The 15,123-nt window shown below is 53.2% G+C and carries 12 protein-coding genes; 7 read left to right on the top strand and 5 right to left on the bottom strand.

Annotated elements, in window-relative coordinates; translation table 11 throughout:
• Nucleotides 1-4: 4 nt before the first annotated feature.
• Both recQ and rhtC read left to right on the top strand, forming a co-directional pair.
• On the top strand, nucleotides 5-1,831 hold the full coding sequence (gene recQ, locus A6301_RS07795; RefSeq protein ID WP_107170495.1) for an ATP-dependent DNA helicase RecQ: 1,827 nt from the start codon (nucleotides 5-7) through the stop codon (nucleotides 1,829-1,831).
• Between the two features lie 42 nt (nucleotides 1,832-1,873).
• Nucleotides 1,874-2,497: a threonine export protein RhtC gene (rhtC, locus tag A6301_RS07790; RefSeq protein WP_107170494.1), complete on the top strand. Its 624-nt coding sequence runs from the start codon at nucleotides 1,874-1,876 to the stop codon at nucleotides 2,495-2,497.
• A gap of 70 nt (nucleotides 2,498-2,567) precedes the next feature.
• On the opposite strand, the gene rhtB is transcribed toward rhtC, so the two are convergent.
• Nucleotides 2,568-3,188 carry a homoserine/homoserine lactone efflux protein gene (gene rhtB / locus A6301_RS07785; protein WP_107170493.1) on the bottom strand — a complete coding sequence of 207 codons (621 nt, stop codon included), beginning with the start codon at nucleotides 3,186-3,188 and terminating at the stop codon, nucleotides 2,568-2,570.
• Between the two features lie 132 nt (nucleotides 3,189-3,320).
• Here rhtB and pldB point away from each other — a divergent pair, with 132 nt between their 5' ends.
• Entirely contained in the window at nucleotides 3,321-4,358 is a 1,038-nt protein-coding gene (pldB, locus tag A6301_RS07780; protein WP_234257494.1) for a lysophospholipase L2, read from the top strand.
• 48 nt (nucleotides 4,359-4,406) lie between these two features.
• Nucleotides 4,407-5,207, top strand: a complete 801-nt coding sequence (gene yigL, locus A6301_RS07775; RefSeq protein WP_107170491.1) for a sugar/pyridoxal phosphate phosphatase YigL — start codon at nucleotides 4,407-4,409, stop codon at nucleotides 5,205-5,207.
• 61 nt (nucleotides 5,208-5,268) lie between these two features.
• Here the strand turns inward: yigL and glpQ are convergent, their stop codons facing one another.
• Entirely contained in the window at nucleotides 5,269-6,354 is a 1,086-nt protein-coding gene (glpQ, locus tag A6301_RS07770) for a glycerophosphodiester phosphodiesterase (protein ID WP_234257493.1), read from the bottom strand.
• Nucleotides 6,355-6,429: 75 nt separating this feature from the next.
• On the bottom strand, nucleotides 6,430-7,779 hold the full coding sequence (gene glpT / locus A6301_RS07765; protein ID WP_107170489.1) for a glycerol-3-phosphate transporter: 1,350 nt from the start codon (nucleotides 7,777-7,779) through the stop codon (nucleotides 6,430-6,432).
• A gap of 320 nt (nucleotides 7,780-8,099) precedes the next feature.
• On the opposite strand from glpT, the gene glpA reads away from it, so the two are divergent.
• Genes glpA through glpC form a run of 3 tightly spaced genes read left to right on the top strand, consistent with a single transcriptional unit; the run spans nucleotide 8,100 to nucleotide 12,230 of the window.
• Nucleotides 8,100-9,770, top strand: a complete 1,671-nt coding sequence (glpA, locus tag A6301_RS07760; protein WP_370642189.1) for an anaerobic glycerol-3-phosphate dehydrogenase subunit A — start codon at nucleotides 8,100-8,102, stop codon at nucleotides 9,768-9,770.
• Nucleotides 9,760-11,022, top strand: coding sequence for a glycerol-3-phosphate dehydrogenase subunit GlpB (gene glpB / locus A6301_RS07755; protein WP_234257492.1), 1,263 nt, complete (start codon nucleotides 9,760-9,762; stop codon nucleotides 11,020-11,022). The genes glpA and glpB overlap by 11 nt, the downstream gene beginning before the upstream one ends.
• Nucleotides 11,019-12,230 carry an anaerobic glycerol-3-phosphate dehydrogenase subunit GlpC gene (gene glpC, locus A6301_RS07750; protein ID WP_234257491.1) on the top strand — a complete coding sequence of 404 codons (1,212 nt, stop codon included), beginning with the start codon at nucleotides 11,019-11,021 and terminating at the stop codon, nucleotides 12,228-12,230. Before glpB ends, glpC begins: the two co-directional genes overlap by 4 nt.
• A gap of 326 nt (nucleotides 12,231-12,556) precedes the next feature.
• Here the strand turns inward: glpC and A6301_RS07745 are convergent, their stop codons facing one another.
• Entirely contained in the window at nucleotides 12,557-13,798 is a 1,242-nt protein-coding gene (locus A6301_RS07745; protein WP_107171079.1) for an MFS transporter, read from the bottom strand.
• Nucleotides 13,799-13,849: 51 nt separating this feature from the next.
• Entirely contained in the window at nucleotides 13,850-15,106 is a 1,257-nt protein-coding gene (locus A6301_RS07740; RefSeq protein WP_107171080.1) for an acetyl-CoA carboxylase biotin carboxylase subunit family protein, read from the bottom strand.
• Nucleotides 15,107-15,123 lie beyond the last annotated feature (17 nt).

Raw genomic sequence — 15,123 nt, 5'->3', positions numbered from 1 at the left:
AGGCGTGTCTACGGCGGAAGTATTGAATAAGGAAGCGCTGGCGGTTCAGGTTCTACGGGACACGTTCGGCTACCAGCAATTCCGACCGGGTCAGCAGGAAATTATCAGCGCGACGCTCAGTGGGCAGGACTGTCTGGTCATTATGCCGACGGGGGGCGGTAAATCGCTGTGCTACCAAATCCCCGCGCTGGTAATGGATGGACTGACGCTGGTGGTGTCTCCACTGATTTCGCTGATGAAGGATCAGGTCGATCAGCTTCAGGCCTACGGTGTTTCGGCCGCTTGCCTTAATTCAACGCAGACGCGCGAACAGCAGCTTGAAGTGATGGCAGGTTGCCGTACCGGTCAGATAAAACTGCTTTATATCGCACCAGAACGCCTGACAACGGACAGCTTCCTCGATCACCTTGTCCACTGGCAGATTTCACTGATCGCGGTGGATGAAGCGCACTGTATTTCCCAATGGGGGCACGATTTCCGTCCTGAATACCGCGCGCTGGGGCAGATTAAACAGCGTTTCCCTCATCTTCCTTTTATTGCCCTGACGGCCACCGCCGATGAGACCACGCGCAACGATATTGTTCGCCTGCTGGATCTTCGCTCGCCGCTGATTCAGATCAGCAGTTTTGACCGCCCGAATATTCGCTATACGCTGGTGGAGAAGTTCAAACCGCTCGATCAGCTTTGGATGTTCGTACAGGGGCAGCGTGGCAAAAGTGGCATCATCTACTGTAATAGCCGTTCCCGCGTGGAGGATATCAGCGCGCGCTTGCAGGCCCGTGGGCTGAGTGCAGGAGCGTATCACGCCGGGTTGGACAATGAACGACGCGCACAGGTGCAGGAAGCGTTCCTGCGTGACGATCTTCAGGTCGTGGTCGCGACCGTCGCCTTTGGTATGGGCATCAACAAGCCTAACGTGCGATTCGTGGTGCATTTTGATATTCCGCGCAACATCGAATCCTACTATCAGGAAACGGGGCGTGCCGGACGTGATGGTCTCGCGGCAGAAGCGGCGCTGTTTTACGATCCGGCGGATATGGCGTGGCTGCGCCGTTGTCTGGAAGAGAAACCCGCCGGGCCACAGTTGGATATTGAACGTCATAAGCTCAATGCGATGGGCGCGTTTGCCGAGGCGCAGACCTGCCGCCGCCTGGTGCTGCTGAACTACTTCGGTGAAGGACGCCAAGAGGCCTGCGGCAACTGCGATATTTGTCTCGATCCGCCGAAGCGCTATGACGGATTAGTCGAGGCGCAAAAGGCGCTTTCCTGTGTGTATCGTGTCGGGCAGCGTTTTGGTCTGGGGTATATCGTCGAGGTATTGCGCGGTGCGAATAACCAGCGTATTCGTGACTTCGGCCATGACAAACTGCCGGTCTACGGTATTGGTAAGGATAAATCGCAAGAACATTGGGTCAGCGTGCTGCGCCAGTTGATTCATCTGGGTTTGCTGAACCAGAACATTACGATGCATTCTGCCGTACAGCTTACCGAATCTGCGCGTCCGGTATTGCGGGGAGAAGTGCCGCTGCAACTGGCCGTGCCGCGTGTGATTAACCTGAAACCCCGCACGAATCAAAAATCTTATGGCGGAAATTACGACCGTAAGCTGTTTGCCAAATTGCGCAAACTGCGTAAATCCATCGCGGATGAGGACAATATTCCGCCTTATGTGGTGTTCAGCGATGCCACGCTGCTAGAGATGTCGGAATTGATGCCGATCACGGCGGGTGAGTTGCTGAATATCAACGGGGTCGGTCACCGCAAACTTGAACGTTTCGGTGCGCCTTTCATGAACATGATTCGCGATCATGTTGATAATGATGACGAGTAACGCTCGCCTTATCTGATTGCATTTAAAAAAAGGAAAACCAACATGCTGATGCTATTTCTGACGGTGGCGCTGGTGCATTTCATTGCGCTGATGAGCCCGGGGCCGGATTTCTTTTTCGTTTCACAAACTGCGGCTAGCCGTTCGCGCCGCGAAGCGATGATGGGCGTGTTGGGCATTTCTCTGGGCGTGGTGGTCTGGGCGGCTATCGCGCTGCTGGGGCTGCACCTGCTGCTGCAAAAAATGGCCTGGTTACATACTGCTATTACCGTCGGCGGTGGTCTGTATCTGTGCTGGATGGGCTGGCAGATGCTGTGCTCGGCACGGCGTAAAGCACAGTTGGAAACCACGCAGGAAACGGCGGTGGTATTGCCGCAGCGTGGCAAAACCTTTATGCGTGGGCTGCTGACGAATCTGGCTAACCCAAAGGCGCTGATCTATTTCGGCAGCGTGTTTTCGCTGTTTGTTGGCGACAGCGTCGGCAGCGGTGCGCGTTGGGGGCTGTTTGCGCTGATATCGATTGAAACGCTGATCTGGTTCAGTCTGGTTGCGATGGTTTTCGCCCTACCTACCATACGCCGTGGCTATCAGCGTCTGGCTAAATGGGTGGATGGCGTAGCGGGCGTGTTGTTTACCGGTTTTGGCCTACACCTGATTTTCTCTCGCTAGCCGTTCTTCCTGAGCGTTCCCGCAGGAGAAACAACAGCGCGCCGTGATTCGATACGGCGCGTTGCCTTCATCAGGCCTTTCTCGCTGTGGCGAGTAATGCGCCGACTAGCACGAACAGCGATCCAAATATCCGGTTGAGTGTTTTCATCTGCCGTGGGCCTTTCAGCCACCCGGCGATACGTGTGGCCAGCGTGGCGTAACCAATCATCACGATAACATCGACCACGACGGTGGTGATACCCAACACCAGGTACTGTGCGGCCTGCGGTTGATGGGGGATAATGAACTGCGGAAACAGCGCTGCCAGAAACACAATGCTTTTCGGGTTGGTTAGATTGACCAATATCGCACGTTTAAACAACTTACGGCGCGGCATGGCGCTGGCAAGCGCCTGAAGGTCGAGTGCGCCAGCGGCGCGCCACTGCTGAATACCTAGCCAGATCAGATAAGCTGCGCCCAGCCATTTCAATACATCGAAAGCCAGCACGGACTGGTTAAGCAATGCGCCTAATCCGATGCCGACCAGCACGATATGGATAGCCAGCCCGACCTGCAAGCCACAGATGGAGGCCGCTGCACCGCGATAGCCGTGGCTGATGCCGGTGCTCATGGTATTGATGGCACCCGAACCGGGGGAGAGACTGAGAATAAGCGTTGTGAGTAAGTAGGTTAACCACCAATCCAATGTCATGAAATACTGCTCCTGAACCACGTTCTGTATTACGAGAGTCTGTCTGTTTTTTATGTCACAATACGCTCGTGCTCTACTGCTTGTCATGTTCTTCCGCTAGCTTTGTTTTCCCTGCGTCACCGGAGAGGTGTGATGATTCAACGCCCCAATACGTTGTTTACGTCGGAACCGTTAACGCCTGAATCGTTAATGACCAGTCTGCTGACGCGAGAAGCGCAGTTTGCCGCTTTTTCTACCGGAGAATTACTGGATTTCTGGCGTCAGCGCGAAGAAGGCGAATTCTCAGGCGTGGATGCTGTGCCAATCCGGTTTGTCCGTTTTACTGCACCCCAGCATGACAAGATCGTTGTTGTCTTTTCAGGCCGTATCGAAAGCTATGTCAAATATAGCGAAGTGGCTTACGATCTCTTTCATCACGGCTATGATGTGCTCATTATGGATCACCGTGGGCAAGGGCGATCTGGACGGATGTTGCAAGACGGCCACCGTGGACACGTGCTGCGCTTCAGTGATTATGTCGATGATGCCGAAACACTGTGTCAGCAACATCTTGATGTTAAGCGATATACCCGGCGGTTTGCGCTAGCGCATTCCATGGGCGGAGCGATTTTGGCACAGCTTCTGGCTCGCCAACCTGCGATATTTGATGCGGCGGCACTGTGTGCACCGATGTTTGGCATTCGTTTACCGCTTCCTCATTGTGTGGCCGGATGGATTGTTGATTGGGCGGAGCGCCGCCCGGCGATACGTGATTATTACGCTATCGGCACCGGGCAGTGGCGTCCTTTACCTTATCGGATGAATGTGCTGACGCATAGCCGTGAGCGTTACCAGCGCAGCATCCGCTTTTATGCGGATTCACCGGATTTGCGCGTAGGCGGGCCGACTTACCATTGGGTGCGCGAGGCACTACAGGCGGGAAAACAGTTGCTGGCACAGGCTAGCGCCATCACCACGCCGCTTCTGCTATTGCAGGCGCAGGAAGATCGCGTGGTCGATAACCGTAGTCAGAATGCGTTCTGTCAGGCACTGGTGCAGAATGGAAACGCCAATTCTGACGGCGTTTTACAGGTTATCTGCGGTGCGCGGCATGAAATTCTCTTTGAAACGGATAACCTCCGCGCTCAGGCACTTGCGCTGATCTTTTCGCACTTTGCGCGTTATCATTAATTTTTGCGGCGTATGCCGCCAATACACCAGAAGTGAGATCTCATCGTTATGTACCATGTCGTTGCGTCCGATTTAGATGGCACACTGCTGTCACCTGACCACTCGCTGTCCCCGTATGCGAAAGAAACCCTCAGGCTGCTGACGGAGAAAGGGATTCACTTTGTGTTCGCTACCGGAAGGCATCACATGGATGTCGCGCAGATCCGCGATAATCTCGGTATCAGCGCGTTTATGATTACCTCGAATGGCGCGCGCGTGCACAACTCGCAGGGTGAGCTGATTTTCAGCCACAATCTGGATCAGGATATTGCCCGCGACCTTTACAGCGTCGTACATAATAACCCCGATATGCTGACGCACGTTTACCGCGATGATGAGTGGTTTATGAACCGTCCGCGTGCGGAAGAAGAGCGATTCTTCAAAGAATCGATCTTTAAATACAAGCTGTTTGAACCTGCACTACTTGAGACTGATGGCGTCAGCAAAGTGTTCTTTACCTGCGATTCCCATGAACAGCTGCTGCCGTTGGAAGAAGCGATCAACGCGCGCTGGGGCGATCGCGTCAACGTAAGCTTCTCGACGCTCACCTGTCTGGAAGTGATGGCGGGCGGCGTGTCTAAAGGCCACGCGCTGGAGCAGGTGGCGAAGATTATCGGCTTCTCGCTCAAAGAGTGTGTCGCGTTTGGCGATGGTATGAACGACTACGAAATGTTGTCGATGGCGGGTAAAGGCTGCGTGATGCAGAACGCGCATCAGCGCCTGAAAGATTTACTGCCAGATCGTGAGGTGATTGGCTCTAACGCGGACAGCGCGGTGCCGAATTACCTGCGGGAATTGTTTCTGAAGTAAGTCGTATATTCTTGATCCGATGTCCCATCGGGCATGCGGTGCCCGATGGGAAAGCTGAACTTCAGCGCGGTTTTTTCAGGAAATCGACCGCTTTGTCGGGAAAATCGGTGAACAGGCCGTCAACGTCTGCCTGACGATAGAGAATATCGTAGAGCCGATCGATATCGTTGGCGTACGCCGGTAGCCGGTCTGCCCTTGCCGTAAACGGGTGTACCTGAAGTTTATGCTGGTGGGCTTCCTTCACCATGCCAGTAAAGATGATGTGGTCAGGCGTCGCCCCTTTCTGGACGAGCATGTGGTAGTCTGGGCCGATGCCATCGACATAGGTCGCAATCTGTTTCATTGCACCGGGCTGCTGCATCCAGTCGTAGTTGTAATTCACCCACGTTCCATCGGCCTGTTTCTCGTAGGTTTCATGCCAGTTGGTATAGGCGATCAGTTGAATCAGGTTCAGATCCATCTTCATTTGCGGCTGCAATTCGGTTTTGATGCGTTTTAACTCTGCAACATCAAACGATTGCAGAAAGACCTTATCGCTTTTCTTCGTATAGCCATATTGCTTCAGCACGGCCAGCGTTTCGCGGGCAATGTCTTTCCCTTCCTGATGGTGAAACCATGGCGCTTTGATTTCGGGGTAGAGGCCGATGTTCTTGCCAGTTGAGTGATTCAGACCCTGAATGAATTCAATTTCTTCCTGAAAGGTATGAATACGGAAATCGGATTTCCACATCGGAAAGCGGTTCGGGTAGCTCTGTACCTGCTTGCCGTCTTTGATGTCGAATCCTTCGGTGAATTTCAGCGACCTGATCTCTTGTAGAGTGAAGTCGATAGCGTAAAAACGTCCATCGTTACGGGCGCGTTGCGGAAAACGTTCTGCCACATCGGTAACGCGATCCAGATAATGGTCATGCAGGACAATGAGCGCGTTATCTTTGGTGAGCACCAGATCCTGCTCCAGATAATCGGCACCCTGCGCGTAGGCCATCGCTTTCGCCGGAAGCGTATGCTCAGGTAAATAGCCGCTGGCACCACGATGGGCAATGACGATTTTATCGGTTGATGAAGCGGAAGTGCCAGCGTGACTAACAGCACTAAAGGAAACGGAGAGCGCGAGGGCGGAGAGTAGGGATGTTACGGTAACGTTCATGCGATCAAACCTCTTTCTGTTGAGAGAAAGGCGGCGTCATCAGGACGCCGCCAGAGGGATGCTTACAAGAGCGGGTTAAGCGCGGTTGGCTAACTCGGCTTTATGCTTTTTCTCATTCAGCATAACAACAATTAGCAGAAGTACCGCCATAATGCTGCCGCCGATCATCACCATGAAGCCGCCGTCCCAACCGAAGAAGTCAACGGTATAGCCAACGATGGCGCTGGCGGCAACGGAGCCACCGAGGTAGCCAAACAGGCCGGTGAAACCCGCTGCGGTGCCGGCTGCTTTCTTCGGTGCCAATTCCAGCGCGTGCAGGCCAATCAGCATAACCGGTCCGTAAATCAGGAAGCCGATGATGATCATACACGCCATGTCCACACCCGGATTACCGGCTGGGTTCATCCAGTAAACGATGGTCGCTATCGTGACGAGTGCCATAAAGAACACGCCTGTTGCACCACGGTTGCCTTTGAAGACCTTATCAGACATCCAGCCGCACAGCAGCGTGCCCGGAATACCCGCGTATTCGTACAGGAAGTAAGCCCAAGAGGATTTATCCAGCGCGAAGTGCTTCACTTCCTTCAGGTAAGTTGGTGACCAGTCGAGGATGCCGTAACGCAGCAGGTAAACGAAGACGTTGGCAATAGCGATGTACCACAGCAGTTTGTTCGGGAAAACGTACTGCATGAAAATCTGCTTAGCCGTCAGTTCTTCTTCATCTTTTTCATTGTAATCAACCGGATAGTCGTTTTTGTACTCTTCGACTGGTGGTAGACCACAGGATTGCGGGGTATCACGCATTAAGGCAAATGCGATGAGTGCCACCAGAATCGCGGCGAAGGCTGGCATGTAGAGTGCGGCTTTCCAGTCGTTAAACCAGGCCATACCCAGCAGGAACAGCAGAGGTGGAAGCCCGCCGCCGACGTTGTGAGCACAGTTCCATACTGACACAATGCCGCCACGTTCTTTCTGCGACCACCAGTGAACCATGGTGCGCCCGCACGGTGGCCAGCCCATTCCCTGGAACCAGCCGCACAGGAACAGCAGGACGAACATAACCGCGATGCTTGATGTTGCCCACGGCACGAAGCCCATGAACAGCATCACGGCGGCCGCCAGAATCAGACCGGCAGGCAGGAAAACTCGTGGGTTGGAACGGTCAGATACCGAACCCATGATGAATTTGGAAAAGCCGTAGGCGATGGAGATACCGGACAACGCAAAGCCAAGATCGCCGCGCGAGAAGCCCTGCTCAATCAGGTAAGGCATTGCCAGGGTGAAATTTTTACGTACCAGATAGTAGGCGGCGTAGCCAAAAAAGATCCCCATGAAAATCTGCCAGCGTAGGCGGCGATAGAGGGGATCGACACGATCCTGCGACACGCGTGGCTGGTGGGCTGCGGGCCTAAAAATACTCAGCATAGATATCTCCAATGCGAAAAAAAACGATAGCTTTTTTGTTCTATTACGAACGTTATTGTAAGGGGATAGCGTGCAAATGAGTGTGATTCATGACGCTAATGTTACACTTTTATGAAACTGTGACGATTTTTGCGCTCATGTTAACAGAATCGGAAAATTACACAGTGTGGTTTTAGTGATGTAAATCACACTTATTGTTTTTAAACTCTCATTTATTTTCGTTTAGTGTTCGTTTTTGCTCTTTATCAAACATTAACCCTCCTTTTTGTGTCCCAATAGCAACATATATACCCTCTATATCCTCCGCCTGGAGCGAGAATATGATGCAAAACACTGGGAACTGGCGTGAAACTGACGTGGTTGTCATCGGCGGTGGTGCGACGGGGGCGGGTACGGCACGGGATTGTGCCCTGCGTGGACTGCGCTGCCTGTTGCTTGAACGCTATGATATTGCGACCGGTGCGACCGGGCGTAATCATGGTTTATTACACAGCGGTGCCCGCTATGCGGTAACCGATGGCGAATCTGCCCGCGAATGTATTGAAGAGAACCAGATTCTCCGGCGGATCGCTCGCCATTGCATTGAACCTACCGATGGCCTGTTTATCACCTTGCCGGAAGATGACCTCGGCTGGCAGACGCAATTCATTACCGCTTGCCAGCAGGCGGGGATTCGCGCACAGGCGATAGACCCGCAGGAAGCGCTTAGGCTTGAGCCGGCGGCAAACCCTACATTGATTGGCGCGGTTCGCGTGCCAGATGGCTCTGTCGATCCTTTTCGCCTGACGGCGGCCAACATGATTGATGCCTGCGAGCATGGCGCGGAAGTCCTAACCTATCATGAAGTTATCGGGCTGATTCGTCAGGGCGATCGAATTACCGGTGTGCGCGTTTTCGACCACAAAAAAGGTGTAGAAACAGAAATCTATGCGCAGGTGGTGGTTAATGCTGGCGGTATTTGGGGACAACACATTGCGGAATATGCCGATCTGCGTGTGCGCATGTTCCCGGCAAAAGGCGCGCTGTTGATTCTTGGGCACCGTATCAACAACATGGTGATCAACCGTTGCCGTAAACCGGCGGATGCCGACATTCTGGTGCCGGGCGATACGATTTCGCTGATTGGCACCACCTCAACCCACATCGACTACGATCAGATCGACAATATGCTGGTGACGCCTGCCGAGGTGGAAACGCTGATACGGGAAGGCTCGATGTTGGCGCCGTCGCTGGCAAGCACGAGAATTCTACGCGCCTATGCAGGCGTGCGCCCGCTGGTTGCCAACGATAGTGACCCTAGCGGGCGTAGCGTGAGCCGCGGCATTGTGCTGCTTGACCATGCCAGCCGTGACGGGCTGGAAGGGTTTATTACTATCACCGGCGGCAAACTGATGACCTATCGCCTGATGGCGGAATGGGTGACGGACGCTATCTGTAAAAAGCTGGATCATGACGTCGCGTGTTCGACGGCGCAGACGCCGCTGCCCGGCTCAGAATCGCTGGAAGAGGTGAGAACAGCCCCCCACGCCCTGTCAGCTTACCCTGCGGCAAAACCGCTCTCTGCGCCACTGCGCGGTTCGGCGATCTATCGCCACGGTAAGCGTGCCGGGCGAATGCTGTCCGGTGAACGTTTGGATCGCAGTCTGGTGTGTGAATGTGAAGCCGTGACGGCAGGGGAAGTGCGCTACGCCGTGGAATCGTTGCAGGTGAATAACTTGATTGATTTGCGTCGGCGTACTCGTGTTGGCATGGGCACCTGTCAGGGTGAGCTGTGCGCCTGTCGCGCGGCAGGTTTGTTATGCCGCCTAGGAACCGCGACGCCAGAGCAGTCGCTTACGCAGCTCAGCCAGTTTTTGAACGAACGTTGGAAAGGCATTCGCCCCGTCGCATGGGGCAATGCGCTACGCGAAAGCGAGTTTACCAGTTGGATTTATCAGGGACTGTGCGGCCTGACGGCCAGCGACAGTCAGGAGGATCGTCATGCGCTATGACGTTGTGATTATCGGCGGCGGGTTGGCGGGGCTGACCTGTGGCATCCGCCTGGCGGAGCAGGGAAAACGCTGCGCAATTGTTAGCGCTGGGCAGAATGCGCTGCATTTTTCTTCCGGTGCGCTGGATTTACTTTCCCATCTTCCTGACGGGCAGCCCGTTAGCCAGCCGCTTGAGGCACTGGGTGCGCTAGCGAGTCAGGCTCCTCATCACCCTTATTCTCGTATGGGGGCGGCCGCGATTGCCGCACTGTTGCCACAGGTCGAGGCGTTGCTGGAACGCAGCACTATCTCCCTGTTGGGCAACCATCAGCAGAACCACTGGCGTATGACGCCGTTAGGTAAGTTTCGTGCATGCTGGCTAAGCCCGGTTGATGGCGTAATGCGTGGTCTGCCGGATTCCCGTTTTGGCGACAACCCGCTGATTGCCGGTATTGAAGGCTTTCTGGATTTTCAGTCTCGTATTGTGGCCGGCACGCTTCAGACGCAGGGTATTGCGGCGCGCAGCGATGAGCTCAAGCTGCCCGTGTTGGATCGGTTACGTCAAAACCCCAGCGAATTCCGTGCGGTAAACATCGCCCGTGTGCTGGATCGACCAGAAAATCGTGCGGCGCTGGTGGACGAACTGTCGCTTCTGGCCAACGGTAACGATGCCATCATCATGCCTGCCTGTCTGGGATTGGATAGCCCCGAGATCGTGCATGAACTCGCTGATGCGTTAGGTAAACCGGTGCTGCTGCTGCCAACCTTACCGCCGTCAGTACTCGGGTTACGTTTGCATCAGGCGCTGTCGCAGCGTTTTCGCCAACTGGGTGGCATGGTGATGCCGGGCGATCGCGCGGTGCGTGCATCGCTGTCTTCGCAGGAGATTGCCGTTCACAGCCACCATCACCGTGATATCCCGCTACGGGCGAAGTACGCGGTGCTGGCGAGCGGTAGCTTCTTCAGCAACGGGCTGGTGACGCAGTTCGATCGGGTGACTGAGCCGGTCTTTGGGCTGGACGTTCGGTTTGCAGAGCAGCGTGAGGGCTGGAGCCAGCAGGATGTGTTTGCGCCACAGCCTTATATGCAATTTGGTGTGATTGTCGATGAACATCTGCATCCGCGTATCGGGGGAGAAACGGTCAACAATCTGTATGCGATTGGTGCGGTGCTGGAAGGGTTCGACCCTATTGTACAGGGATGCGGAGCGGGGGTTTCCTTGCTCAGTGCGCTTCATGTTGCCGAACAGATTTTGAAGGAGGGCAACCCATGAGCCTGCTTAGCGATAACAGTTTTGAAGATTGCATCAAGTGTACGGTCTGTACCACGTACTGTCCGGTTTCGCGTGTGAACCCGCTTTACCCTGGCCCGAAACAGGCTGGGCCAGACGGTGAACGTCTGCGGCGTAAAGATCCGGCGCTGTACGATGATGCGCTGAAATACTGTACTAACTGCAAACGCTGTGAAGTCGCCTGCCCGTCGGATGTCAAAATTGGCGACATCATTCAGCGTGCGAAAGCGACGCACAGCAGTCACAAGCCGACATTGCGTGACGCGATTCTGAGTCATACCGACTTTATGGGGTCGATTGCCACACCGTTTGCACCGCTGATTAATACGGCTACCAGCCTGAAACCTGTGCGGCAACTGCTGGATAAAGCGTTGAAAATCGACCATCGTCGCCAACTGCCAAAATATTCGTTTGGCACCTTCCGGCACTGGTATCGCCAGCAGGCGGCAAAGCAGAAGGCTTATGATGAACAGATCGCTTATTTCCACGGCTGCTATGTGAACTACAACCATCCACAGTTGGGTAAAGATCTGGTTCAGGTCTTTAACGCGATGGGCATTGGCGTTCAGTTGCTGAATAAAGAGAAATGCTGCGGAGTGCCGCTGATCGCCAATGGTTTTCACGACAAGGCTAGAAAACAAGCGCATGCGAATATCACATCACTGGATGAGGCGATCAATCAGAAATCCCTGCCAGTGGTCGCGACGTCATCTAGCTGTACGTTCACGCTGCGGGATGAATACCCGCACCTGCTGGGTGTGGATAACAGCCACGTGCGTGATGGTGTCGAATTGGTGACGCGTCAGCTTTATCGCCTGTTGGAAGAAGAAGGGCGAACGCTGCCGCTGCGTAAATTGCCGCTGCGGGTGGCGTATCACACGCCCTGCCATCTGGAACGTATGGGCTGGACGGCGTATACCTTAGCGCTGCTGCAACGCATTCCTGGTCTTGAACTGGTGATGCTGGATTCCCAGTGCTGCGGTATTGCAGGTACCTACGGTTTTAAAAAAGAGAATTACGCGACCTCGCAAGGTATTGGCGCTCCGCTGTTTCAGCAGATTGAAGAGAGCGGCGTCGATATCGTGGTGACAGACTGCGAAACTTGTAAATGGCAGATTGAGATGTCGACCAGCAAACGGTGTGAACATCCGATCACACTGCTGGCGAGGTCGTTAGCACAGCCAGAGTAACAAACAGCAGGGGAGAAAAACGGGCTGTTCCTCAGCCCGTATTGAGAATAAGAATTTATCGCAAAAAGCACTTTACAACTGCGAATGATAATGATTATTATTGCTGTGCGTTCCGGGGAACGGTGTCATATGCCTGTGTTAGTGGTGTTGATGACGAGCCGGTTTCCCTGTGAAGGCACGACATTGCTCACATTGCTTCCAGTATTATTTAGCCAGCTCGGGTGCTGGCTTTTTTTTTGCCATACTTTTTTGATTATCAATAGAAATGAGCCACGACCTCACTATCCATAAACGATAATCTCTAAAATTACCCTGCCGTAAGATAATTAGCTTGAAGCATTAGCCGTGATGACAGGCGGTAGCCAGCTACGATAGCCAAAGGCACGGCGACCGAACACAATCAGCGCAATCCCGAATATCAGTGCTGCAACCAAAATTATGGCGATAATTTGCAGAGGCATGAAGCTACCTGAGAGCAGTGACACGATTGCACCGCTGGCTGGCACTGAGCACATATTCATCAAGCCAATCAGTCCCATGGTTTTGCCTAAGTGTTCTTTAGGTATGACTTGGCTGCGCAGTGTACGTAGGTAAACACTGAAAGATCCGTCAAACGCCATCAGTACCGCATAACCGATTAGATACATCGTGTAATCGATGGACAGAGACATCACTGCTCCTGCCAAGATCATGGCACAAAATGATAAGGTACCCAGCGATGACAGGCCAAAGCGACGGGCAAATCGCGGTACGAAGAAAAACGTAATAATCGTTACTACGGCGGCAGTGGTCTGTAATACGCCGAAGTAACGATCCGATAGATTAAACTCCTGAAGAATCACAGCAGCACTCACTACCAGAGCTGAGCCGTACACTAAATTCACTACCCACGTTAGCGCACAAAGGTGCAACAGGATTTTATTTTGCTTCAGTACCGTTAGTGCCGTGCGGTTAGATTCTATAAGCGTACCCAATCCCATTTTTTCCGTGACATCTAGATCGTGTGTTTCCAGAAAGAGATAGTTGATGGCGGAAATGGCAAAAAGTACCGCAGCCACGAGCAGAATACTGTTAATGCCACCGTAAGCTGAAATGATGACGGCGATTGCTGGACCTAACACCATGGTTATCTGATCGACGCCTTGTAGCATGGTATGGGCTTTAGGCAACGCGTCGGACGAGATATGACGTGGTAGTAGGGCATCAGTGGCAACAAAGTTAAGCACATAGGCCACCGATAGCAGAGCCATCATTGTGGCTAGGGCTGGAAACGTGGCTTGTGGGTACAGGTAGAGAGCGACAAAAGTCACTATCATCAACACTGCACGAACCGCATCGACATTAAAGAAGATGAAACGGGGCTTAATACGGTCGGCCATAAAACCAGACAGTGGGAAAAAGATGATGCGCGGTAGCCACTCAATGACAAAAGCCAGAGATGCAAACGTGAGTGAGCCAGTGGCTTTTAGAATCGCGAGCGGAACGGCAAACAGCAGAAACTGATCGCACAGTGCACCTACAAAACGGGAAAAGACGAAACGTTTTAAACCAAAGTTGTCGCCGTTCATAAAATTCCTCAATCCTGATCCAAGAGTCGCTGGGTAGCGGCTCAGTTCTCATCAGACGTGACGTAGGGTAAAAAGTGAGCTCGCGTATTCATCTGCCGTCTTTAGATGTTCATTGAAGCCTTCTTCCGGCTCACGGTTAGGCCAAAAGAATTCCACCGAACCCTCGCGCGTTTTCCATGACTCCAGATTTTTCGATACATCCAGCGGTTTTGCGGTTATCTGCATATTGACGATGTGATCCGGCAGACTGGTAGGGAGTGTTACTTTCTCGATCACACCAAGCGGAGCTTTGATAAAGGCCACAGCGCTTAGACCTCTCGGCAGCAAGGTGTCTGGCAGCGGTTTCAGTGCGTTCAAGTGGCTAAGTATGTGAAGTTCATATGGATTAATACCATAACTACGTTCAACCAGATCCATAATGGTGTCGCCGCCGGTACGGGCACCTACCTCAATGATTTTGATTTCGCCCGCAGGCGTTATTCGTGCCTCAAAGTGTGCGACACCGTAATGGACACCAAGTGCATGGCAGGCTCGTTCGGCGATATCGCGTAGTTGGGTATTGTCGGAATGTACCGAGGGTACGGTATGGCCGATCTCCACGAAATGCGGCTCATTACCCAGGTATTTGTCGGTGACTGCAATGGCACGATGGTAATCTCCCTGATTAATCACCTCGACACTCACCTCTTGTCTGGCCGTAACATACTCTTCTACCTGAAAGAGATCTTCCGGCGCGTGGGATTCACCATTCAACGAAATAACATCGGCCACGCTGCGGGAAAAACTCGGCTCAATTTCCTCTTCACACGTAATTTTTAACACACCCAGACTGCCAGCCATTTCACGTGGTTTGATCACGACTGGCAGGCCAATCTCTCTAATGTGATCTTTGAGTTCCTCTAACGTACTGAAAGCAGCGAAGCGTGGCACCGGTAGTCCAGCATCTTTCAACAATTGCTTCATTACAAATTTGTCGCGGCAGTTATGAATAGTTTGACGGCTGTTGCCTGCCAAACCGTAGTGTTCGGTTACCAGACTTGCGGCGCGGACGGTGAAGTCATTCATTGGGATGACTGCTGCTGGAGTGCTCCCCGTTTTCTGTTCATAGGTTTTTACTGCTTCTAATACGGCTTGCTCATCGGCCACATCACCCGATAAGTAACCATCGAAAAACTTGATTGTGGGCGTGGTGCGGTTTTTGGCCATGGTGAGTACACGCATACCGCTGGAGGCTCTGAGTGCTCCTGCCAGCACGCGTTCACGAAGCGCAAATTCGCCTCCTAAAATTAAGAGGTAACGATTTTCCATATACTTTCTCCCAAATT

The sequence above is a fragment of the Pectobacterium sp. IFB5596 genome, assembly GCF_021432585.1.
Lineage (GTDB): Bacteria > Pseudomonadota > Gammaproteobacteria > Enterobacterales > Enterobacteriaceae > Pectobacterium > Pectobacterium punjabense.
The sequence above is the reverse complement of the archived record's forward strand: the minus strand, read 5'-3'. Positions and strand labels throughout refer to the sequence as shown.

What these genes read in the sequence shown, in the direction of transcription:
- rhtC (WP_107170494.1), top strand. Translation starts at nt 1,874, where the DNA reads ATGCTGATGCTATTTCTGACGGTGGCGCTGGTGCATTTCATTGCGCTG.
- rhtB (WP_107170493.1), bottom strand. Translation starts at nt 3,188, where the DNA reads ATGACATTGGATTGGTGGTTAACCTACTTACTCACAACGCTTATTCTC.
- pldB (WP_234257494.1), top strand. Translation starts at nt 3,321, where the DNA reads ATGATTCAACGCCCCAATACGTTGTTTACGTCGGAACCGTTAACGCCT.
- yigL (WP_107170491.1), top strand. Translation starts at nt 4,407, where the DNA reads ATGTACCATGTCGTTGCGTCCGATTTAGATGGCACACTGCTGTCACCT.
- glpQ (WP_234257493.1), bottom strand. Translation starts at nt 6,354, where the DNA reads ATGAACGTTACCGTAACATCCCTACTCTCCGCCCTCGCGCTCTCCGTT.
- glpT (WP_107170489.1), bottom strand. Translation starts at nt 7,779, where the DNA reads ATGCTGAGTATTTTTAGGCCCGCAGCCCACCAGCCACGCGTGTCGCAG.
- glpA (WP_370642189.1), top strand. Translation starts at nt 8,100, where the DNA reads ATGATGCAAAACACTGGGAACTGGCGTGAAACTGACGTGGTTGTCATC.
- glpB (WP_234257492.1), top strand. Translation starts at nt 9,760, where the DNA reads ATGCGCTATGACGTTGTGATTATCGGCGGCGGGTTGGCGGGGCTGACC.
- glpC (WP_234257491.1), top strand. Translation starts at nt 11,019, where the DNA reads ATGAGCCTGCTTAGCGATAACAGTTTTGAAGATTGCATCAAGTGTACG.
- A6301_RS07745 (WP_107171079.1), bottom strand. Translation starts at nt 13,798, where the DNA reads ATGAACGGCGACAACTTTGGTTTAAAACGTTTCGTCTTTTCCCGTTTT.
- A6301_RS07740 (WP_107171080.1), bottom strand. Translation starts at nt 15,106, where the DNA reads ATGGAAAATCGTTACCTCTTAATTTTAGGAGGCGAATTTGCGCTTCGT.